General features: G+C 72.7%; 20 protein-coding genes and 1 pseudogene. 13 read left to right on the forward strand and 8 right to left on the reverse strand.

Features of this window, described 5'->3' with window-relative positions; translation table 11 throughout:
- The 4 genes from ACWD5D_RS41080 to ACWD5D_RS41095 all read left to right on the forward strand — a co-directional run.
- Positions 1 to 940, forward strand: a 940-nt coding sequence (locus tag ACWD5D_RS41080; RefSeq protein ID WP_451377867.1) for a hypothetical protein, incomplete at its 5' end; no start/stop codon positions are given.
- Positions 941 to 1,030: 90 nt separating this feature from the next.
- Positions 1,031 to 2,629, forward strand: a complete 1,599-nt coding sequence (locus tag ACWD5D_RS41085; RefSeq protein WP_451377868.1) for an ABC-F family ATP-binding cassette domain-containing protein — start codon at positions 1,031 to 1,033, stop codon at positions 2,627 to 2,629.
- 335 nt (positions 2,630 to 2,964) lie between these two features.
- The gene (locus ACWD5D_RS41090; protein WP_004002281.1) at positions 2,965 to 3,186 is read left to right on the forward strand and encodes a helix-turn-helix domain-containing protein; all 222 of its coding nucleotides are present in this window, start codon (positions 2,965 to 2,967) and stop codon (positions 3,184 to 3,186) included.
- Positions 3,187 to 3,315: 129 nt separating this feature from the next.
- Positions 3,316 to 4,119, forward strand: coding sequence for an enoyl-CoA hydratase/isomerase family protein (locus ACWD5D_RS41095; RefSeq protein WP_451377869.1), 804 nt, complete (start codon positions 3,316 to 3,318; stop codon positions 4,117 to 4,119).
- Positions 4,120 to 4,414: 295 nt separating this feature from the next.
- Here the strand turns inward: ACWD5D_RS41095 and ACWD5D_RS41100 are convergent, their stop codons facing one another.
- Positions 4,415 to 5,170: a nucleopolyhedrovirus P10 family protein gene (locus ACWD5D_RS41100; protein WP_451377870.1), complete on the reverse strand. Its 756-nt coding sequence runs from the start codon at positions 5,168 to 5,170 to the stop codon at positions 4,415 to 4,417.
- An 86-nt stretch (positions 5,171 to 5,256) separates the two neighbouring features.
- On the opposite strand from ACWD5D_RS41100, the gene ACWD5D_RS41105 reads away from it, so the two are divergent.
- The 5 genes from ACWD5D_RS41105 to amaP all read left to right on the forward strand — a co-directional run bounded on the left by ACWD5D_RS41105 (position 5,257) and on the right by amaP (position 7,666).
- Positions 5,257 to 5,739, forward strand: coding sequence for an Asp23/Gls24 family envelope stress response protein (locus tag ACWD5D_RS41105; RefSeq protein WP_451377871.1), 483 nt, complete (start codon positions 5,257 to 5,259; stop codon positions 5,737 to 5,739).
- 97 nt (positions 5,740 to 5,836) lie between these two features.
- Entirely contained in the window at positions 5,837 to 6,031 is a 195-nt protein-coding gene (locus ACWD5D_RS41110; RefSeq protein WP_451377872.1) for a hypothetical protein, read from the forward strand.
- Complete coding sequence (locus ACWD5D_RS41115) at positions 6,028 to 6,447, forward strand: hypothetical protein (RefSeq protein ID WP_451377873.1); 420 nt, start codon at positions 6,028 to 6,030, stop codon at positions 6,445 to 6,447. The genes ACWD5D_RS41110 and ACWD5D_RS41115 overlap by 4 nt, the downstream gene beginning before the upstream one ends.
- Positions 6,444 to 7,079: a DUF6286 domain-containing protein gene (locus tag ACWD5D_RS41120; protein ID WP_451377874.1), complete on the forward strand. Its 636-nt coding sequence runs from the start codon at positions 6,444 to 6,446 to the stop codon at positions 7,077 to 7,079. Before ACWD5D_RS41115 ends, ACWD5D_RS41120 begins: the two co-directional genes overlap by 4 nt.
- Positions 7,076 to 7,666, forward strand: a complete 591-nt coding sequence (gene amaP, locus ACWD5D_RS41125; protein WP_451377875.1) for an alkaline shock response membrane anchor protein AmaP — start codon at positions 7,076 to 7,078, stop codon at positions 7,664 to 7,666. Before ACWD5D_RS41120 ends, amaP begins: the two co-directional genes overlap by 4 nt.
- Positions 7,667 to 7,786: 120 nt before the next feature.
- On the opposite strand, the gene ACWD5D_RS41130 is transcribed toward amaP, so the two are convergent.
- The 5 genes from ACWD5D_RS41130 to ACWD5D_RS41150 all read right to left on the reverse strand — a co-directional run bounded on the left by ACWD5D_RS41130 (position 7,787) and on the right by ACWD5D_RS41150 (position 12,730).
- A complete protein-coding gene (locus ACWD5D_RS41130) occupies positions 7,787 to 8,542 on the reverse strand; it encodes an SDR family oxidoreductase (RefSeq protein WP_451377876.1) in 756 nt (251 codons plus the stop codon).
- Positions 8,543 to 8,547: 5 nt separating this feature from the next.
- Positions 8,548 to 10,344 (reverse strand): glycoside hydrolase family 15 protein, encoded by a 1,797-nt coding sequence (locus ACWD5D_RS41135; protein WP_451377877.1) that lies wholly within the window; start codon positions 10,342 to 10,344, stop codon positions 8,548 to 8,550.
- Positions 10,345 to 10,471: 127 nt separating this feature from the next.
- On the reverse strand, positions 10,472 to 11,269 hold the full coding sequence (locus tag ACWD5D_RS41140) for an SURF1 family cytochrome oxidase biogenesis protein (protein ID WP_451377878.1): 798 nt from the start codon (positions 11,267 to 11,269) through the stop codon (positions 10,472 to 10,474).
- 48 nt (positions 11,270 to 11,317) lie between these two features.
- Positions 11,318 to 11,551, reverse strand: a complete 234-nt coding sequence (locus tag ACWD5D_RS41145) for a hypothetical protein (protein WP_356943068.1) — start codon at positions 11,549 to 11,551, stop codon at positions 11,318 to 11,320.
- A gap of 192 nt (positions 11,552 to 11,743) precedes the next feature.
- Positions 11,744 to 12,730: a DEDDh family exonuclease gene (locus ACWD5D_RS41150; RefSeq protein WP_451377879.1), complete on the reverse strand. Its 987-nt coding sequence runs from the start codon at positions 12,728 to 12,730 to the stop codon at positions 11,744 to 11,746.
- Positions 12,731 to 13,082: 352 nt separating this feature from the next.
- Here ACWD5D_RS41150 and ACWD5D_RS41155 point away from each other — a divergent pair, with 352 nt between their 5' ends.
- Positions 13,083 to 13,793: a VIT1/CCC1 transporter family protein gene (locus ACWD5D_RS41155; protein WP_451377880.1), complete on the forward strand. Its 711-nt coding sequence runs from the start codon at positions 13,083 to 13,085 to the stop codon at positions 13,791 to 13,793.
- 154 nt (positions 13,794 to 13,947) lie between these two features.
- Positions 13,948 to 14,998 (forward strand): annotated as a pseudogene (locus ACWD5D_RS41160) (zinc-dependent alcohol dehydrogenase family protein).
- Positions 14,999 to 15,074: 76 nt separating this feature from the next.
- On the opposite strand, the gene ACWD5D_RS41165 reads toward ACWD5D_RS41160, so the two are convergent.
- Positions 15,075 to 16,451: a CoA transferase gene (locus ACWD5D_RS41165; RefSeq protein ID WP_451377881.1), complete on the reverse strand. Its 1,377-nt coding sequence runs from the start codon at positions 16,449 to 16,451 to the stop codon at positions 15,075 to 15,077.
- 119 nt (positions 16,452 to 16,570) lie between these two features.
- Positions 16,571 to 18,103: a S8 family peptidase gene (locus ACWD5D_RS41170; protein WP_451377882.1), complete on the reverse strand. Its 1,533-nt coding sequence runs from the start codon at positions 18,101 to 18,103 to the stop codon at positions 16,571 to 16,573.
- A gap of 282 nt (positions 18,104 to 18,385) precedes the next feature.
- Between ACWD5D_RS41170 and ACWD5D_RS41175 the strand changes: the two genes are divergently transcribed.
- Complete coding sequence (locus tag ACWD5D_RS41175) at positions 18,386 to 18,742, forward strand: DUF485 domain-containing protein (protein ID WP_451377883.1); 357 nt, start codon at positions 18,386 to 18,388, stop codon at positions 18,740 to 18,742.
- Positions 18,739 to 20,364, forward strand: coding sequence for a solute symporter family protein (locus tag ACWD5D_RS41180; RefSeq protein ID WP_451377884.1), 1,626 nt, complete (start codon positions 18,739 to 18,741; stop codon positions 20,362 to 20,364). The genes ACWD5D_RS41175 and ACWD5D_RS41180 overlap by 4 nt, the downstream gene beginning before the upstream one ends.
- Positions 20,365 to 20,462: the final 98 nt, after the last annotated feature.

Below are 20,462 nucleotides of genomic sequence, written 5' to 3' on the forward strand. Positions count from 1 at the left end.
CCACGCCGCGCCCGCTGCCGCCGCGCCCCCCGCCGCCTTGCCCGGTGTCGATGCGACCCGCGTCGCCGCGCCCGCTGCCGCCGCGCCCCCCGCCGCCTTGCCCGGTGTCGATGCGACCCGCGTCGCCGCGCCCCCCACCGCCTCGCCCCATGCCGGCGCGACATCCCGTTCCCGCCGCGTCCGCCTGAGCCCCTCACGCCCCTCACGCACCTCACGCACCGCACGCGCCCCGCGTCGCCCGCGTCCCTCGCGGATCCGTCCCGCAGCCGCCGCGGCGGCGCTCCTCGCGTTCTGTCTTCTCGGCGGGGCCCACCTCATGCGCCCAGCCCCCTACGGCGACCGCCTCACGACCAGCCGGCCGGCGCCCGCGCCGCCGCACCCCGACGACGGTTCGCCGCGGGTCCGGGGAGACGCCGTCGAGGCCCACGACCCCCGCACCGGGGCACTGCGCTGGCGCTACGCGCGCGCGGGACAGCGCCCGCTCGCGGTGGTGCCCGCGGGCGGGCGGACGGTCACGCTCTGGGACGACGGTCTCGTCACCGGTACCGACGGCAGCGCCGTGCGCTGGCACCGCGCGCTCCCCGACGCGGCCGGCTGGCTCGCCCGACAGGGCGGCGCCGGCGTCCTGCGCCCCCTCGGCAAGGGCATCCTCGCCGTCGTCACCCCGCACCGCGTCACCGCGTACCGCACCGGCGACGGCGACCTGCGCTGGGTGCTGCCGGCCCACCCGGACTGCGTCTTCGCACCCGAACGTGCGGTACGCCACACCGCGGCCCTGCTGCTCGCCCAGCCCTGCGCCGAAGGCGCCTGGACGGAGCAGGTCGTGGCCCTGGACGACCTGGGCCGGATCGCCCCGGACCGCACACCGCTGGGCAACGAGCGCCCGGCCGGCCGGTCCGAACAGGCGCGCGTAGAAAAACCGCTTGCCCGGCCCCGTTAGACTTGGCCCCATGGCCATTCTCCTCGCGCATTAGACGGCGGGAACGTCCTCAGCCGCCCACCGCCCCTCTGTACGCCCTGGAGCCTGTCCGTGATCTCCGCCTCCGGTATCGAGCTGCGCGCCGGTGCGCGCGTCCTCATCGAGAACGCAACCTTCCGCGTCGCCAAGGGCGACCGCATCGGCCTCGTCGGCCGCAACGGCGCGGGCAAGACCACCCTCACCAAGTGCCTGGCCGGCGAGGGCATCCCGGCCGCCGGCCAGATCGCCCGCACCGGTGAGGTCGGCTACCTCCCGCAGGACCCGCGCACCGGTGACCTGGACATCCTCGCCCGCGACCGCATCCTCTCCGCGCGCGGCCTCGACGTACTGATCCGCAAGATGCGCGACAACGAGCAGCGCATCGCCAACGGCCTGGGCGCCACCCGCGAGAAGGCCCTCAAGCAGTACGAGCGCCAGGAGACGGAGTTCCTCACCAAGGGTGGGTACGCCGCCGAGGCCGAGGCCGCCACCATCGCCGCCGCGCTCAACCTGCCCGACCGCGTCCTCGGCCAGCCGCTGCACACGCTCTCCGGCGGTCAGCGCCGCCGTATCGAGCTGGCCCGCATCCTGTTCTCGGACGCCGACACCCTGCTGCTCGACGAGCCGACGAACCACCTCGACGCGGACTCGATCATCTGGCTGCGCGACTACCTGAAGACGTACCGCGGCGGCTTCATCGTGATCTCCCACGACGTCGACCTGGTCGAGACGGTCGTCAACAAGGTCTTCTACCTGGACGCCAACCGCGCCCAGATCGACGTCTACAACATGGGCTGGAAGCTCTACCAGCAGCAGCGCGAGGCCGACGAGAAGCGCCGCAAGCGTGAGCGTGCCAACGCCGAGAAGAAGGCCGCCGTGCTCAACGCGCAGGCCGACAAGATGCGCGCCAAGGCCACCAAGACGGTCGCCGCGCAGAACATGGCCCGCCGCGCCGACAAGCTGCTCTCCGGCCTGGAGGCCGTCCGGCAGTCCGACAAGGTCGCCAAGCTCCGTTTCCCGGATCCCGCGCCCAGCGGCAAGACCCCGCTGATGGCCGAGGGCCTGTCGAAGTCGTACGGCTCCCTGGAGATCTTCACCGACGTCGACCTGGCCATCGACAAGGGCTCCCGGGTCGTCATCCTCGGCCTCAACGGCGCCGGCAAGACCACCCTGCTGCGCCTGCTCGGCGGGGTCGAGAAGCCCGACACCGGCAAGGTCGTCCCCGGTCACGGACTCAAGCTCGGCTACTACGCCCAGGAGCACGAGACCCTCGACCCCGAGCGCACGGTCCTGGAGAACATGCGCTCGGCCGCCCCCGACATGGACCTGGTCGAGGTCCGCAAGGTGCTCGGCTCGTTCCTGTTCTCCGGCGACGACGTCGACAAGCCGGCCGGTGTCCTCTCCGGCGGCGAGAAGACCCGCCTGGCCCTCGCCACGCTGGTCGTCTCCTCCGCCAACGTCCTGCTCCTGGACGAGCCGACCAACAACCTCGACCCCGCCAGCCGCGAGGAGATCCTCGGAGCCCTGCGCACCTACAAGGGCGCGGTCGTCCTGGTCACCCACGACGAGGGCGCCGTCGAGGCGCTCCAGCCGGAGCGGATCATCCTGCTGCCGGACGGCGTCGAGGACCTGTGGGGATCCGACTACGCGGATCTCGTCGCCCTGGCTTGATCGAAAGAATGATCCACTGCGTATGGATCATTCGGCCGATCCGTGATCCATCATCTGTGTGAGATCTCCTCGTACCGAGGTGTGTCGTACATCGATTTCGCGGCCGATCCCTTGACTCCCAAGGGATCGGCCGTTTTGCGTCCCTGACCTGGCACTTCGCGAATCCACCCGTTCGGCCCCGCGGGCGCCACACGCTGGAACCATCAATTCCGCATGTGGGGATGCGCTCCTGTCGTCACAACGATGTCTCACGGACCTTGCCGAATGGGTGGCCATCACGCCCGGGAGGGGTGATCATGAGGAGACCAGAGCGCACTTCCCATGAGGAGGCACGGGTGGCCGAGACTCTGAAGAAGGGCAGCCGGGTGACCGGCGCCGCGCGCGACAAGCTCGCGGCAGACCTGAAGAAGAAGTACGACTCCGGTGCGAGCATCCGGGCGCTGGCCGAGGAGACCGGCCGCTCGTATGGCTTCGTGCACCGGATGCTCAGCGAGTCGGGCGTCACGCTTCGTGGGCGTGGCGGAGCGACCCGGGGCAAGAAGGCCGCATCGTCCTGACCCCGGGCGGCCCATCGGCTTCGATGGTGGCCACCCGGTCGGTGATGTGATCGACCGGGTGGTTACTGTGCAGTCGCTTAGCATGTCTTAAAGGCAATGCGTGACGACCGCACCCCTCGGAGGCGCTCCATGGCTTCGCTCGACCAGGACCTCACTCCTGCACTCGACAAGGACGGCGTACGGCTCACCGTCGACGACGCACTCGCCACGGTGACGCTGACCAACCCGGCCAAGCGCAATGCGCAGAGCCCCGCGATGTGGCGGGCGTTGGCCGAAGCGGGCCGGCTGCTGCCGGGCTCCGTACGCGTCGTAGTGCTGCGCGGCGAGGGCCAGTCCTTCTCCGCCGGGCTGAACCGCCAGATGTTCACCCCGGAGGGAATCCCGGGCGAGTCGACCTTCGTGGATCTCGCGCGCCTTGACGACGCCGGGATCGACGGGGCCATCGCCGAGTTCCAGGAGGCGTTCACCTGGTGGCGACGCAGCGACATCGTGTCCATCGCCGCCGTCCAGGGGCATGCCATCGGTGCCGGCTTCCAGTTGGCGCTCGCCTGTGACCTGCGCGTCGTCGCGGACGACGTGCAGTTCGCCATGCTCGAGACCAGCCTGGGTCTCGTCCCCGACCTGACCGGCACACATCCGCTGGTCGGCCTCGTCGGGTACGCCCGCGCGCTCGAGATGTGCGTCACCGGGCGCTTCGTCCAGGCGGAGGAGGCGGTCGCCACCGGGCTGGCCAACCTCGCCGTGCCCGCCGACGAACTCGACGGCGCCGTACGGGACTTGGCCATCGCGATGCTGGCCGCGCCGCGCGACGCCGTGGTGGAGACCAAGGCGCTGCTGCAGGGCGCCGGCGACCGGACCTACGACGAGCAGCGCGCTGCCGAGCGCGGCGCCCAGGCCCGACGCCTGCGGGACCTGGCAGGCCTGGGCGAATGAGCCGCGTGCGGAGGCTGAGCGGCCCGCGTCCGTGAACGCGCCGGAACGCGCCGGCCGCTTGACCCGTGTCACCGAAGCCGGTCACCCGACGGGCCGGGCATCGGTCACCCACGGCCGGTCCGGTCGCCCGACGGGCCGGGCATGGGTCACCCACGGCCGGTCCGGTCGCCCGACGGGCCGGGCATGGGTCACCCACGGACGGTCCCGGTCGCCCGACGGGCCGGGCATGGGTCACCCACGGCCGGTCCCGGTCACTCGACGGGCCGGACATCCGTCACCCACGGCCGGGTCCCGGTCACCCCACAGCCGTGACCAGTACCGCCACCGTCGGGTGATCGTCCAGCGCGTCCCCGACGGCCGCACGTACCCGCCGGGCCACCTCGACGGCCCGGTGGTCCGTGCTCGTCGCCACCTCCACGCGCACGTGCCGGCGCGGCAGGGAGGCTGCCTCGGCCCCCTCCGCGTCCTCCGTGCGCCACTCGATGCGCACCGCCCGGCCCAGGCCGCCCAGTGAGCCGGTCAGCCCGGTCACCCCGGGTACGGAGAGCGCTGCGGTGGCCGCGAGGGACTCGTCTGGGTCAGCGGCCTCCCGGGCGCGCGGCGGCCGCGGTGCTCGTACCTCCGCGGGCGGCACGTCCGCCGCCTCCAGCAGAGCCGTCACCCGCAGATCCACCTCCGTGACCCGCAGACCCAGACGCCGCGCGGACGCCGCCAGGGCCGCGCGCAGCCGCGACGCCGTCGCCGGCAGCGGCTCGGCCGCGGTGGCCGCGAAGTCCGCCGTCACCCGCAGCGCACCCGGCGCCAGCGCGCTCGGCGGCGGCGGTACGACTGCCTCGTGGACCTCCTCCGGCTCCTCCGGATCGGCGAGGGTGATCCGCAGTGTCCCCAGCCGGACGTCCGGCACCTCCCGGGTCACCGCGTCCTCCAGGACCGCCCGGGCCGCTCCCTCCGCGATCCACGCCCCGTCCCGCGGGCCGCCCAGCGGCAGCAGCCTGCCCAGCCCCAGTTGCTGTCCGACTTCCCGCGCCCACCGGTCCGACGTCGACGTCATTCCTCCAGCCTGCCGCATACCTGCGCGCAACCCGGCAAGCTTGCATACGGTGGGCGCAGGACGACCACCGAAAGGGACGTACGGCGATGACCGAGATGACGACGACCCCAGACGGCGACAACGAAGCGAACGAATCACCGGTGTCGACCCGCAAGGCCACCCGGCGCGGCGGCGGTGACCCGGCGACCCGCGGCCGGACGACCATCGCCGACGGTGTCGTGGAGAAGATCGCCGGCATGGCGGCCCGGGACGTGCTCGGTGTCCACGCCATGGGCAGCGGTCTGGCCCGCACCTTCGGGGCCGTGCGCGACCGTGTGCCCGGCGGCGCGAAGTCGGTGACCCGGGGTGTGAAGGCCGAGGTCGGTGAGGTGCAGACCGCGCTCGACCTGGAGATCGTCGTGGACTACGGCGTCTCCATCGGCGATGTCGCCCGCGCCGTGCGGGAGAACGTCATCGCCGCCGTGGAACGCATGACCGGACTCGAGGTCGTCGAGGTCAACATCGCGGTGAGCGACGTCAAGCTCCCCGACGAGGAGGAAGAGGAGCCCGAGCCGCCCCGCATCCAGTGAGACGGGCGGGGCGACGGCGACCGGCACGGCACGCCCGACGAGTGACGAGCGACGAGCACAACCGGCACAGCACGCCTGACGAGAAGAGGAGCGCCGCATGAGCATGGCCGTGGTCGGCATGATCGCCGGAATGGCGCTGGCATTCGCCGGGTACTTCGGCGGGTTCGGAGCCTTTCTGCTGGTGGCGGCGCTGGGGGCCATCGGGTTCGTCGCCGGCCGGTTCCTGGAGGGCGACCTGGAACTGGGAGACTTCTTCCGCACCCGCGACGACCGGCGCGACCGGCGGCGGTGAACGCCGTGAGCGCGGACACCGGCGCGCGACGACAGCCCCCGGCCCTCGTTCCGCCGGGCGAGCGCGGCGCCCTGCGGATCGCCGACCGCGTCGTCGCGAAGATCGCCGCACAGGCCGCACGCGAGGCCCTCGCCCCGCTGCCCGAGGGCGCCGCACCCCCGCACGCCACGGTCGTCGTCCTCCCCCACTCCCGGCAGCGCCCGAGCGGGGGGAGCGCCGTCGCCACCGTCCGCGTCCGCGTCGTCCTCGAACTCGGTTACCCCGCCGACATCGGTGCCCGTTGCGCCGCCGTGCGTCGCCAAGTGGTGGAGCGGGTAGGCGCGTTGGTGAGCATGGAAGTGCCGGAGGTCACCGTGCAGGTCGAGCGCCTGCACCTGACACCGGCACCCGGCGCGCCCCACGGGAGGACGCCATGAGCGAGCCCCGGCCATCCGGCACCACCCATCGACTGCCCGTCCTCGACACCGAGAAGCCCTCCGACGATCCACCGGCCCCGCCGGCCGCCGGCAGCGGCCGCTTCTGGTCGCCGCGCCGGGTCCCCGCGGCCCTCGTCGCCCTGGTCCTGCTGGCCGGCGCGGGTCTCCTCATGTACGACATCGCCGCCGTACGCGCCCACCGCCCGGCGATGCACTGGCGCCGTGCGCTGGCCCGGCAGCTCGCCGAGCGGCCCCTGGACGACACCTGGGTGCTGGCCGGCGCGGGCGTCGCCGCCGCCCTCGGCCTCTGGCTGATCCTCCTCGCCGTCACCCCGGGGCTGCGCCGGTTGCTGCCCATGCGGCGCCCGCACCCCGACGTCCGCGCCGGTCTGCGCCGCGAGGCCGCCGCCCTGGTGCTGCGCGACCGGGCCATGGAGATCTCCGGCGTACGCGCGGTACGGGTGCGGATGCGCCGTAAGCGGGCCGCCGTCGATGTGGTCTCGCACTTCCGCGACCTGGACGACGTACACGCGGACCTGGACACCGTGCTCGCCGACGCGGTCCGCGGGTTCGGTCTCGACCACCCGCCCGCGCTCTCGGTACACGTGCGCCGGCCCGGACGGAAGAGGTGAGCGCCGTGCGCAGGGGTGCCGTCAACCGCGTCCTGCTCGCACTCGTGGGCCTGGTGCTGCTCGCCCTCGGCGGCGCGGTACTCGCCGTGGGCCTCGGCGCGCCGCCGCCCCACTGGTGGCTCCACTCCGGCCCGCACGACGTCCTGCTCAGCAGCGCCGAGCGCACCCGCTGGCGGGAGGCCGGCTGGTGGTGGCCCGCGGTCGTCGCGGCGCTGGCCGTGCTGCTCCTGCTCGCCCTGTGGTGGCTGACATCCGCGCTGCGCTCCCGCCGCCTGGCCGAGATCCGGATCGACACCGGCGACGGCGGCAGCGCCCTGCTGCGGGGCCGGGCCCTGGAGTCCGTCCTGGCCGTCGACACGGCCCGGCAACAGGGCGTGGCCCACACCGAACTCCTGCTGACGGGCCGCGGTACGGCCCCCGTGGTGCGTGCCTGGCTCCAACTGGAGCCCCACGTCGACCCGGCGACGGCCCTGTCCGAATTCACGGCCCGGGCACTGACGCACGCGAGGGAGTCGGCGGCTCTGCCGTCACTTCCGGCCGAGGTACGCCTGCGAGAGGTCGGACATCGTGCGGAGAGGGTGACGTGAGAGCCCCCACGAGGCCGCCCGATTGGCGGGCGCGGGGAGCCACGCGCCCCGCCCCCACCGTCCGCCCCCACGCCCCGCCCCCACCGTCCGCCCCCACGACCCGCCCCCGCAGACGGGCCCTCAGAACCCGTGCCTCATGCCCCCGTCCACCGGCACCATGATCCCCGTCAGGTAGGAGGCCGCCGGAGACAGCAGGAAGGCGGCGACCCGCCCGAACTCCTCCGGCGCCCCGTACCGGCGCAACGGGATCCGGGACTCGTTCGCCGCCCGGGCGGCCTCGGGATCCGCGGACATGCCGTCCAGCTCGCGCACGCGATCCGTGTCGATGCGCGCCGGCAGCAGTCCCACCACCCGGATCCCGCGCGGCCCCAGCTCGTCCGCGAGGGACTTGGCGAAGCCGGCGAGCCCGGGGCGCAGTCCGTTGGAGATCGTCAGCCCCGGAATCGGCTCGTGCACCGAGCCGGACAGCACGAACCCGATGACACCGCCCGCCCCCAACTCGGCCGCCGCTGCCCGCGCGAGGCGCACCGCGCCCAGGAAGACGGACTCGAACGCGCCCTGCCACTGCTCGTCCGTGTTGTCGGCGACGAACCCGGTCGGCGGCCCGCCGACGCTGACGAGGATGCCGTCGAAGCCGCCGAAGTGCTCCCGGGCGGCAGCGATCAGCCGCTCGGGAGCGCCCGCGTCCGCGTTGTCGACGGCCACGCCCACCGCGTTCCCGCCCAGTTCGGCGGCCGCGTCGGCCACCCGCTTCTCGTCGCGGCCGGTGATGACCACCTTCGCCCCGTCGGCGACCAGCTCCCGCGCGGCGGCGTTGCCCAGGCCGCGCGTAGCGCCGGTGACGATGTACACCTGGTCCTTCAGTCCAAGATCCATGGCCCCTATCCTGCCCCGAGCGTGAGCGCCTCGTCGCCGAACAGGGTGAGGGCGGTGTTCACCAGCGCGATGTGGCTGAACGCCTGCGGGTAGTTGCCCAGCTGCCGGCCCAGGTCCGGGTCGTACTCCTCGGCCAACAGCCCCACGTCGTTGGTGACGTCCAGCAGCCGCGCGAACAGCTCCCGGGCCTCCTGGGTACGGCCCGTCATGTGAAGGGCGTCCGCGAGCCAGAACGAGCAGGCGAGGAAGGCGCCCTCGCCGCCCGGCATGCCGTCCACGCCGACGGCGTCGGTGTCGTAACGGCGGACGAAACCCCCGTGGCCGAGGTCCGCGCGGATCGCGTCGACCGTGCCGACGACCCGCGGGTCGTCCGGCGGCAGGAAGCCGACGCGGGGGATCAGCAGCAGGGAGGCGTCCAGCTCGCGTGATCCGTAGTACTGCGTGAAGGTCTTGCGCAGGGGGTCGTACCCCTTCTCGCACACCTCCCGGTGCACCTCGTCGCGCATCGCCCGCCAGCCCTCCCGGTCCCCCTTCATGTGCGGATGCTGTTCCAGCGTCCGTACGGCGCGGTCGGCGGCCACCCACACCATCACCTTCGAGTGCACGAACTGGCGCCGGCCGCCGCGCACCTCCCACAGCCCCTCGTCGGGCTGTCGCCATGCCGTCCGCAGGAAGTTCATGAGCGCGCACTGCAGCGCCCACATGTGCGGCTTGGTGCTCAGGCCCGAAGTGCGGGCCAGCGACAGTGCGTCCATGACCTCGCCGTACACGTCCAGCTGGAGCTGGTCCACCGCGCCGTTGCCGACCCGTACCGGCATGGAGTCGGCGAAGCCGGTCAGCCAGGGCAGCTCCCACTCCGGCAGTCGGCGCTCGCCCGCCAGGCCGTACATGATCTGCAGGTCCGCCGGGTCGCCCGCGACCGCGCGCAGCAGCCAGTTGCGCCAGGCCGCGGCCTCCTTCTGGTAGCCCGCCGACAGCAGGGCGCCGAGGGTGAGGGTGGCGTCGCGCAGCCAGCAGTACCGGTAGTCCCAGTTGCGCACCCCGCCAAGCTCCTCGGGCAGCGAGGTCGTCGCCGCGGCGACGATCCCGCCCGTGGGCGCGTAGGTGAGGGCCTTGAGCGTGATCAGGGAGCGTACGACGGCGTCCCGGTGCGGCCCTTTGTAGCTGCAGCGCGCCGCCCACTGCTGCCAGTCGCGGGTACTGGCCGCCAGCGCCTGGTACGGGTCGACGAGCGGCGGACGCTGCTCGTGCGAGGGATGCCAGGTGAGCACGAACGCGACCCGTTCGCCCGCGGCGACGGTGAACTCCGCCCGGGTGCTGAAGTCCTCGCCCCAGACGCGCACGGCCGGCTCGCTGCGCAGCCACACCGAGTCCGGGCCCGCGACGGCCACCCGGTGACCGTCGGAGCGGCGCATCCACGGCACGATCGAGCCGTAGTCGAAGCGCAGCCGGAGCGTGCTCCGCACGGTGACGCGCCCGCTGACCCCCTCCACGATGCGTACGACGTCGGGGGCGCGGTCGCGCTGCGGCATCAGGTCGGTCACCCGGACCGTGCCCTCGGGGGTCTCCCACTCGGTGTCGAGGACGAGGGTGTCGGGCCGGTAGGCGCGGCGCGTGCAGGTGTCCGCTCCCGCGGGAGCGATCCGCCAGTGGCCGTTGTCCTCACCGCCCAGGAGCTTGGCGAAGCAGGCGCCCGAGTCGAAGCGGGGCAGGCACAGCCAGTCGATCGAGCCGTCCTTGCCGACCAGAGCCGCGGTCTGCTCGTCCCCGATGAGGGCGTAGTCCTCGATGCGCGCGTTCACGGGATGCGGGTTCCCGCCGGGCCACAGGGCGAACCAGGTGGTGCGCCGGGGGAGTGACGTCCCTCGCCGGGACCGCTGCCGTCACACTTCGGGGCGACCGGTGCCGACCTCCCCGGGGCGACCGCCGTCAGACGGCCGCCGGTTCCGTCTCCTCGGGCTGCTCCTCGGCCGGGGCCTCCTCGCGGTCCCGGATCTCCCGCCGGACCAGGAACCACCAGCCCACCGGGACGCCCGCGGCGAACAGCCACCACTGGATCATGTACGCGTAGTTCAGCGGGGCGTCCTCGCTGCCGGGGCTGGAGATCTGCTCCGGCGAGCCGTCCTTCGACTCCGGCGCGGTCTGCTCGACGTAGCCGCCGAGCACCTTCGCGCCCAGCCGGCGCGCCTCCTCCGCGCTGTTGATCAGCATGATCTGCCGGTCGGGCAGGCCCTCGACGTTCTTGATGCCGCTCGCCGCGGTGGTCTCGTCGGCCTTCAGTCGCCCGGTGATGGTGGTGCGGCCCGCCGGTGGCGCGGGGATCTTCGGGAAGGCGGTCTGCACCCCGTTCGCGGGGATCCAGCCCCGGTTGACCAGCAGCACCTTGCCGTCCGTCAGGACCAACGGGGTCAGGACGTGGAAGCCGACCTCGTCGTCGGCGTTGGTCCGGCGCCGGACCACGACCTCGCGGGAGGTGTCGAAGGTGCCGGTCGCCGTGACGGTCCGGTACTTCTCGGTGCGGGTCACGGCGTGCCCGGGGGAGGTGAGCCGCTCCACGGGCACGGGCTCGGCGTGCAGCGCGGCGGAGACCAGGTTGTTACGGGCGGTGCGCTCTTCGTACCGGTGCTGCTGCCAGAAGCCGAGCCTGATCATCGTGGGGATCAGCGCGATCGCGAAGAGGGTGAGGATCACCCACTGGCGGGTCAGCAGGAAGCGGTAGCGGTGCACCCCACGAAGGTACCTCCGGTCCGTGGGGTGCATTCGGGCGGGTACCGGTCACACGCGGTCCACCACCCCCGTCCGGCCCTCGGCGCGGGCGCAGTGGGCGCCGCAGTACCAGTGGCCCTCCACCTCCACGCCCTGGCCGATGATCTGCACCCGGCAGTGCTCACAGATAGGGGCCATACGGTGGATCGCGCAGGAGAAGCAGTCGAACACGTGCACCGCGCCCTGCGCGTGGACCTCGAAGGTCATTCCGTAGTCATTGCCGCAAACTTCACACGTCGCCATGCGGCACAGCGTGAGCCGTCGCCGACGTCCGGGCGAGCGGGCGCCGGGCGAGTCGCGGGGAATCACCCGTCCGTACGGTCGGCTGCGGGCGGGGCCGCGGGGGCGGGCGTCCGGTGGCTCGCCGACGGGCTCCGTGGGGGCGTCCGGTCGTTCGCCTCGTTCGCCGGCGGGGCCCGGTGGGCGTGAGGCCCGTCAGTCGTCGGCCGGCTCGACATCCCTCAGCAACTGCCCGAACGCTGCCTCGTCGAGGACCGGCGTGCCGAACTGGCGGGCCTTGACCACCTTCGAGGTGCCCGAGTCGGGGTCGTTGGTGACCAGCAGGCTGGTCAGCCGGGACAGGCTCGTCGCCACGTGCAGCCCGGCCTCGGTCGCCCGGTCCTCCAGCAGCTCCCGCTCGGTGGAGGTGTCCCCGGAGAACGCCACCCGCATGCCCTGTTTGAGACGTTTGCCGTCTTCGTAGCGGCCCGGGTTGGGGTGAGGGCACGCGGGCCGCTTCCGGGACGGGCGCCAACTGCTCGTCCGGTAGCCGCCGTAGCCCCCGCTCGCCTGCCGGCCGATCCGGGGCGTGTCCGACCACTCCGTCAGCGGCCGGCACTCCAGCAGCGGCAGCCGTACACCGCCCGCCGCCGCGGCCCGCAGACTGGGCCGGAACGCCTCGGCGAGCACGCGCGCGTCGTCCAGCGCGTGGTGCGCCCGCTGCTGTACGACCCCGAAGTGCGCCGCGAGCGACTCCAGCTTGAAGTTGGGCAGCGGCAGCGCCAGCTCCTTGGAGAGGGCGATGGTGCACAGCCGCTGACGCACCGGCGCCTCGCGCTCGGCGCGCGCGTACTCCCGGGCGATCATCTGCCAGTCGAAGACCGCGTTGTGCGCGACCAGCACCCGGCCCTCCAGGCGGGCCGCGAACTCCTCCGCGACGTCCGCGAAGAGCGGCGCGCCCTCGAGCACGTCGCTCGTCAGACCGTGTATCCAGACGGGTCCCGGATCACGCTCCGGGTTGACCAGCGTGTACCAGTGGTCCTCGACCTCGCCGCGCGCGTCCAGCCGGTAGACGGCCGCCGAGATGATCCGGTCGTCCCGGGCCAGGCCGGTGGTCTCCACGTCAACGACCGCGTATCCCTTCGGATACGCGGCCGGCCACTGGGTGGGGGAGGACACTGCGGTCGCACGGTCTTCGAGCATGGTCATTGAGGATACGGGCCACGACCGACAGTGCCGTCCCGCGTCCGCCCTCCTGCTCGGCCGCCGCACGCGCGTGCGTGCGGTACGGCCGCGAACTCGGCCGGTGGCGGGACCAGTTCGCGCGGGGTCGGCCGGGGAGGGGGAGGAGGGGGAGGAGGGGGCGTGCCGCGGGCGGCGAGTCCCCTGGTGGCTGGGGGCGGCGGTGCGGGCCGGGTGGCCGGACGGGACGGGGCGCCTCTGTGGTGCCGCCGGGGGGGGCGGGACGGGTGCGGTGCGGGTGCGGTGCGGGTGTGGTTGCCTCCCGGGGGGTCGGTACGGGTGTGGTGGCCTTCAGGGTGCGATCCTCCGTCATGTGACGGAACCAACCCATGACGAGGCCCACCAAGGCGGGCTCGGCTCGCGACTGAACTGGCTGCGCGCTGCCGTGCTGGGTGCGAACGACGGCATCGTCTCCACCGCGGGCATCGTCGTCGGAGTCGCCGGCGCGACGGGGGACCGGGCCACCCTGCTCACCGCGGGCCTCGCCGGGCTGCTCGCCGGCTCGATGTCCATGGCGGCCGGTGAGTACGTCTCCGTCTCCACCCAGCGCGACTCCGAGTTGGCCGCGCTGGCCATGGAGAAGCGCGAGCTGACGGAGCAGCCGGAAGCCGAACTGGTCGAGCTGACCGAGCTGTTGGAGTCGCGCGGCCTGTCCCGGGAGGTGGCCCTGGAGGCCGCCGAGCAACTCACCGCGCGGGACGCGCTGAGGGCCCACGCGCGCGTGGAGCTGGGAATCGACCCGGACGAGCTGACCAATCCCTGGCACGCGGCCTGGGCGAGCTTCCTGTCCTTCACCGTGGGCGCGCTGCTGCCCCTGCTGGCCATCGTGCTCCCGCCGGCCGACTGGCGGCTCCCCGTGACCGTGGTCTCCGTCCTGGCCGCCCTGGTGCTCACCGGGTGGTGCAGCGCCCGGCTGGGAGCCGCGGACACGAAGCGGGCGGTGCTGCGGAACGTGGTGGGCGGCGCGCTCGCGATGGGGGTGACGTACGCGGCGGGCAGCCTGCTGGGAGCGGCGGGAGTGTAGGCGCGGCGCGGGGCGGGTCCTGCGGGGGCCGGGCCGGCAGCCGTCGGCCCGGGGCACCCTCGGCGAGCGGCCCGGTGGTGCGGCGACGTACGGTGAAGTGCGCTCGACCACCCCCTGAGCGCCCCGACAGCTCCGCACGAGAAGGATGCTCGCCATGCGCGCCACCACCATTCACGCCCCGTACGACATGCGCGTGGAGGACGTTCCCGAGCCTGTGGTGCAGTTGCCCACCGACGCCGTCGTGCGTGTGCTGCGCGCCTGCATCTGCGGCAGCGATCTGTGGGCCTGCCTACCGCGGTGAGGCGGCCCGGCAGCCCGGTCAGCGCATCGGGCACGAGTTTCTCGGCGTCGTCGAGGAGACCGGCTCCGAGGTGGGCACCGTGCGGCGCGGTGACCTCGTGGTCGCGCCCTTCATGTGGTCCGACGGCGTCTGCGAGTACTGCCGCGAGGGCCTGACGACCTCCTGCGAGCACGGCGGCTTCTGGGGCTCGGTCGGCTACGACGGTGGCCAGGGCGAGGCCGTGCGCGTTCCGTTCGCCGACGGCACCCTGGTCCAGTTGCCCAAGGAGGCGGCCTCGGACGACCGTCTGCTGTCCGCCCTGCTGACCCTCTCCGACGTCATGGGCACCGGCCACCATGCCGCCCTCGGCGCGGGCGCCCGCCCGGGCGCCACGGTCGCCGTGGTCGGTGACGGCGCGGTCGGCCTGTGCGCGGTGCTGGCCGCCAAGCGGCTCGGCGCCGAGCGGATCATCGCACTGGGCCGCCACGAGGTCCGCACCGACATCGCGCGCCGCTTCGGCGCCACCGACGTCGTCGCCGAGCGCGGGGACGCGGCCGTCGAGGCCGTCCACGCTCTCACCCGCGGCCAGGGCGCGCACGCCGTGATCGAGGCGGTCGGCACCGAGCAGTCCATGCGGACGGCCGTGAACATCACTCGCAGCGGCGGCGCGATCGGCTTCGTGGGCGTCCCCCACGGCAGCGGCACCGGCCTCGACCTCGGCGTCATGTTCGACCGGAACATCGCCCTGCGCGGCGGCGTCGCCCCGGTCCGCGCCTACATCCCCGACCTGCTGCCCGACGTCCTCGACGGCACGATCGACCCCAGCCCTGTGTTCGACATGACCGTCGGCATCGAGGGCGTACCGGACGGCTACAAGGCGATGGACGAACGCACCGCGCTCAAGGTGATGGTCACCAACGACTGAATCAACTCGACCGAATCAACTCGACCGAATCAACCCAATGGTTGTTCGGGTCCGGGAGAGTCGATCAGTCGGTTGGTCACGTCCAGGTGGGCGCGTCCGAGCCCCAGGGCACCGGCGGGCGCGCCCAGCCGGCCGGGCCGCCCGTGAAGGACACCGGTGGCCGGGCGTGCCGCAGCCGGCCGAGGCGGCTGTCCGTCTCGGCCAGCCAGGCGTCCGGGCCCTCGTACGGGGAACCGGTGTCCGGGACCGGCCGGATCCCGTCCGTCAGCCAGCGCGCGGTCCGGGCGAGCGCCAGCCGCACGCTCCGGCCGTGTCCGTCGTACGACCGCTCGGTCAGCGCCCGCAGCACGGCCGCCGCCAGCAGATAGCCGGTGCCGTGGTCCAGGGCCTGGGCGGGCAGCGCACCGGGCTCTCCGGCCGAGCCCTCGGTCACCGCGATGCCGGTCGCGACCTGCACCAGGCTGTCGAAGCCGCGCCGCCCGCCCCAGGGCCCGTACGCGCCCCACGCCGAGACCTGTGCCACGACCAGTCCCGGGCGCCGCTCGGCCAGCGCCTCCGGGGACAGCCCGAACCGGTCCAGGGCGCCCGGCCGGTAGCCCGTGACCACGACGTCCGCCGAGGCCAGCAGCTCCTCGAAGGTGTCCCGGCCGGCGGCCAGGCCGAGGGTCGCCGACCGCTTGCCGAAGCCCGTGTCCGCGTGCTGGTCCGGGAGTTCGGGCAGCTGCGGGGCGTCCACGCGCAGGACGTCCGCGCCGAGCAGCGCGAGGGTGCGGGTGGCGACGGGCCCGGCCAGCACGCGCGTCAGGTCGAGGACACGGAGCCCGGCGGCGGGCAGCAGGGCAGCGGCGGCCGGGTCGAGCGGCGGGAGCACGCGCGCGTGTGCCGAGTCCGGCCGCGCGCGCTCCACCAGCGGCCGTGCGGCCACCTCGGCGGCCTGCGGGTGAGCCGCCCACTCCGCGGGCGTGCGCAGGGCCACGGCGAGGCCACCGGCGCCGTACACCGCCTCCTCGGCATCCAGAGCGGAGCGTTCGGCGAGCCGGTCGGCCACGTCCTGCGCCGAGGCGCTCGCGGGCAGGCCCAGCGCCCCGAGCAACCGGGCCCGGTGGTGCGGGTAGTTGGCGTGCGTGCGCACCCAGCCGTCGGCCGTCCGCCAGAACCGGGACAGCGGCGCGAAGGCGACCGGCTGCCGCCCGTCGACGTGCAGCAGCCGCTCGCTGTGGAAGGCGGCGGCGACCGCGCCGTCGTCCACCTGCGCCTGCGGCACCTCGGCGAGCCCGGCCCGCAGCGCCCCCAACTCGGCCGCGGCCAGCGCACACGCGCCGACGCACGCACGCGCCAACTGCCGCACGGGCAGGCGCGCTTCCAGGGCTCCCGGGCGCTCGACAGCAGCCACACGTGAAACCAGGGCGGGATCGCCGCCCAGTGCAGTCCATGCGAACTCGATGTCTGTCATGACTGCACTATGCATTATTGATTCAATCAACCTATGGGTGGGCGATCCGGCCGCTCACCGGCTCGCCCACCCGCGGATCCTGCTCGGCCCGCATCAGTCCTGTTCGGCCCTCACCGGACCTACTTGGTCACCGCGGCCAGCGCGTCGACGACACCGAAGCCGTAGAAGCCGTTGACGCGCTTGCCGCCGACGCAGGTCGCGTCCACGACCCCGTCGCCGTTCCCGTCGTAGGGCGCGCTCGGGCAGCCCGGGTTGTCCGCCTGGGCCTTGAGGAGGGCCTGCAGCTGGTCGGGCGTGGCGTGCGGGTGGGCCGACTTCAGCAGCGCGGCCACGGCGGCCACGTGCGGGGACGCCATCGACGTGCCCTGGAGGAAGCCGTACTGGTCGTTCGGCAGCGTGGACAGGATGCGGCCGTTCTTCGACGGCGTGTCCGGGATCTGGTATTTGTCGCCGCCGGGCGCCGCCACGTCGACGACACCCTGGCCGTAGCTGGAGTAGTACGACTTGGCGCCCTTGACGCCCACCGCGCTCACGGTGACCACACCGGGCAGCTGGGTCGGCACGTCGAAGCACTTGTGCGGGTCGACCGTGCGGGGCACGGCGGTGGAGTCGTCGGGGCTGGAGTCGTCCGTGAGCGCGTCCGCGTCCAGGTCGTCGTTGGAGTTGCCCGCCGAGGCCACATTGAGCGTGCCCTTGTGCTGTGCGTACAGCTGGGCCCTGTTGACCGCGTCGACGATGGCACGTTGATCGGGGTCGTCCATGCAGTTGTACAGCCACGGGTCCACGTAGTAGCTGTTGTTGGTGATCTCAATGCCGTGGTCGGCGGCGAACACGAAGGCGCAGACCACGCTTTCGGGGTAGAACAGCGAGGTGGCGTCCGGCTGGGCCACGGTGATGCTCGCGACCTTCACCCCCGGCGCCACACCCGCCACGCCTATGCCGTTGCGGGCCGCGGCTATCTCGCCCGCCACGTGCGTGCCGTGGTAGTGGTCGGCGTCCACCGGCCGCCAGGCGCCGTAGGTCGTGTCCGCCTTGCCGCTGACACAGTTGGCGCTCTGCGAGGCGGAGAAGTTCGGGGCGATGTCCGGGTGGGTGTCGTCGACGCCGGTGTCGATCACGCCGACGGTCACGTTCCTGCTGCCCGGGTTGACCGTGGCGGCCTTGTCGGCGCCGATCGCCCGCAGATCCCACTGGTCGGCCTCGAGGGGCTCCTCGCCCGCCGTCGCGGCGCGGGCGGCCTTCGCCGCCTCCGCCTTCGACAGGACCTGAACCGCGCCCTCGTCCGTGGTCCCCGCCGCGGTCAGCGGAGCGGTCCGCGTCGCACCGGCCGAGTCCACGCCCCGCACGGCCCGCATCCGCTTGCCGAAGTCGGGGTTCGCGGAGTGGACGACGATCACGCCGATCCTGTCGTAACTCGCCACCACGGTGCCGCCGTTGCGGGTGATGGCCTGCCGTACCGTCTCGATCGTGCGGCCGTCCGCCTTGGTGTTGACCACGTACGCGAGGCCGGGGCCGTCCGCCGCCCGCGCCGCCGCGACCGCCGGGCTTGTCGCCGCCGAGGCCGCCGTGGGCAGGAAGCCGAGGGAGGCGGTCAGCGACAGCACGACCGGTACGGCGAGCGCGAGCCGACGTCTGGAGCTCAGATGAGCCATGGGATCTCCACATCATCCGGATACGAAACCGCCCGAGACACACAGGTGGTGCTCGGGCAGGTGCATGACGGTTGGTGGTGACGCTAATCCCCGCAGGGTGATCTTTGGAAGAGTCCGGCGGACTTGAACCGCTCCGCGCGTGGCGCCGTGACCGTGGAAGGAGGGGCCACAAGGATCGTGCCCCCCACTGGAATCACGGACTGGAGTCGAGTCATGACACCAGGTCACGTGGTTCCTGTCCTGTGAGGTCAAAAGCGCATGCCCGTGATGCGAGGAGACTCCGTGGCAACCGAGACACCACCCCCCGCGAAACCCCAGGCCCATCTTCCGTCCACCGAGGAGTTCGTCCAGGTACAAGAGAGCGCGGAGTTCGGTGAACTGCGTCGCGCCCACCGCTCCTTCGCCTTCCCGCTGACGATCGCCTTCATCGCCTGGTACCTGCTGTACGTCCTGCTCTCCAACTACGCGGGCGACTTCATGGGCACCAAGGTCGTCGGCAACGTCAACGTGGCTCTCGTCCTCGGCCTCGCCCAGTTCCTCACCACGTTCCTCATCGCCTGGTGGTACGCGCGGCACGCCGCCGCCAAGCTCGACCCCAAGGCCGAGGCCATCAAGTCCCGGATGGAGGGCGGCGCATGAGCCCCGCACCGCACACCCTGCTGGCCGCCGGCGAGGCGAGTCAGCACCGGCCGCTGATCATCACCCTGTTCGCGGTGTTCGTCGCCGCGACCCTGGTCATCACCGTCTGGGCCGGCCGCCAGACCAAGGACGCGGCCGATTTCTACGCCGGCGGCCGCCAGTTCACCGCCTTCCAGAACGGCCTCGCCGTCTCCGGCGACTACATGTCCGCCGCGTCCTTCCTCGGCATCGCCGGCGCCATCGCCCTGTTCGGCTACGACGGCTTCCTGTACTCCATCGGCTTCCTGGTCGCCTGGCTGGTCGCCCTGCTCCTGGTCGCCGAGCCGCTGCGCAACTCCGGCCGCTACACCATGGGCGACGTGCTGGCGTACCGCATGCGGCAGCGCCCGGTCCGCACGGCCGCCGGCACCTCCACGATCGTCGTGTCGATCTTCTACCTGCTCGCCCAGATGGCCGGCGCGGGCGTCCTGGTCTCCCTGCTGCTCGGCATCACCAGCGACGGCGGCAAGATCGGCATCGTCGCCCTGGTCGGCCTCCTGATGATCGTGTACGTCACCATCGGCGGCATGAAGGGCACCACCTGGGTCCAGATGGTCAAGGCCGTCCTGCTCATCCTCGGCGCCCTGCTGCTGACCTTCATGGTGCTGCTGAAGTTCCACTTCGACATCTCGGACCTGCTCGGCAAGGCCGCCGACAACAGCGCCAAGGGCTCGGCGTTCCTGGAGCCCGGCCTGAAGTACGGCGCCACCGGCACCACCAAGCTGGACTTCATCTCCCTCGGCATCGCCCTGGTCCTCGGCACCGCGGGCCTGCCGCACATCCTCATCCGCTTCTACACGGTCCCGACGGCCAAGGCCGCCCGCAAGTCCGTGATCTGGGCGATCGGCCTGATCGGCGCCTTCTACCTGATGACCCTCGCCCTCGGCTTCGGCGCCGCGGCGCTGATCAAACCGGACGAGATCATCGCCTCCAACAAGGCGGGCAACACGGCGGCGCCCCTGCTCGCCCTGCACCTCGGCGGTGTGGACTCCAACTGGGGCGCGATCCTGCTCGCCACCATCTCCGCGGTCGCCTTCGCGACCATCCTCGCGGTCGTCGCGGGCCTGACCCTGGCCTCTTCGTCGTCGTTCGCGCACGACATCTACGCGAACGTCATCAAGAAGGGGCAGGCCACCGAGAAGCAGGAGATCAACGCGGCCCGCTACGCCACCGTCGGCATCGGCGCCGTCTCGATCGTCCTCGGCGCCCTCTCCCGCGACCTGAACGTGGCCGGCCTGGTCGCCCTCGCCTTCGCGGTCGCCGCCTCCGCCAACCTGCCGACCCTCCTCTTCAGCCTGTTCTGGAAGCGGTTCACGACCACCGGCGCCCTGTGGTCGATCTACGGCGGCCTGGTCACCGCGGTCGGCCTGGTGCTGTTCTCGCCGGTCGTGTCCGGCAAGCCCACCTCGATGTTCCCCGACGTCGACTTCCACTGGTTCCCGCTGGAGAACCCCGGCATCATCTCGATCCCGGTCGGCTTCCTGCTGGGCGTCGTGGGCACCCTGCTGTCGAAGGAGGCCCCGGACGCCGGCAAGTACGCGGAGCTGGAAGTGCGGTCCCTGACCGGCACCGGAGCGCACTGAGGTTTCGTACGGACGGCCGCGTCGTCAGGGATCGTACGGTCCTACGACGCGGCCGCGTCGTACTCGTAAGATCAAGCGGCTGTCGTTGTCGGTGCTCT

It is taken from the genome of Streptomyces sp. NPDC002520, assembly GCF_053595235.1.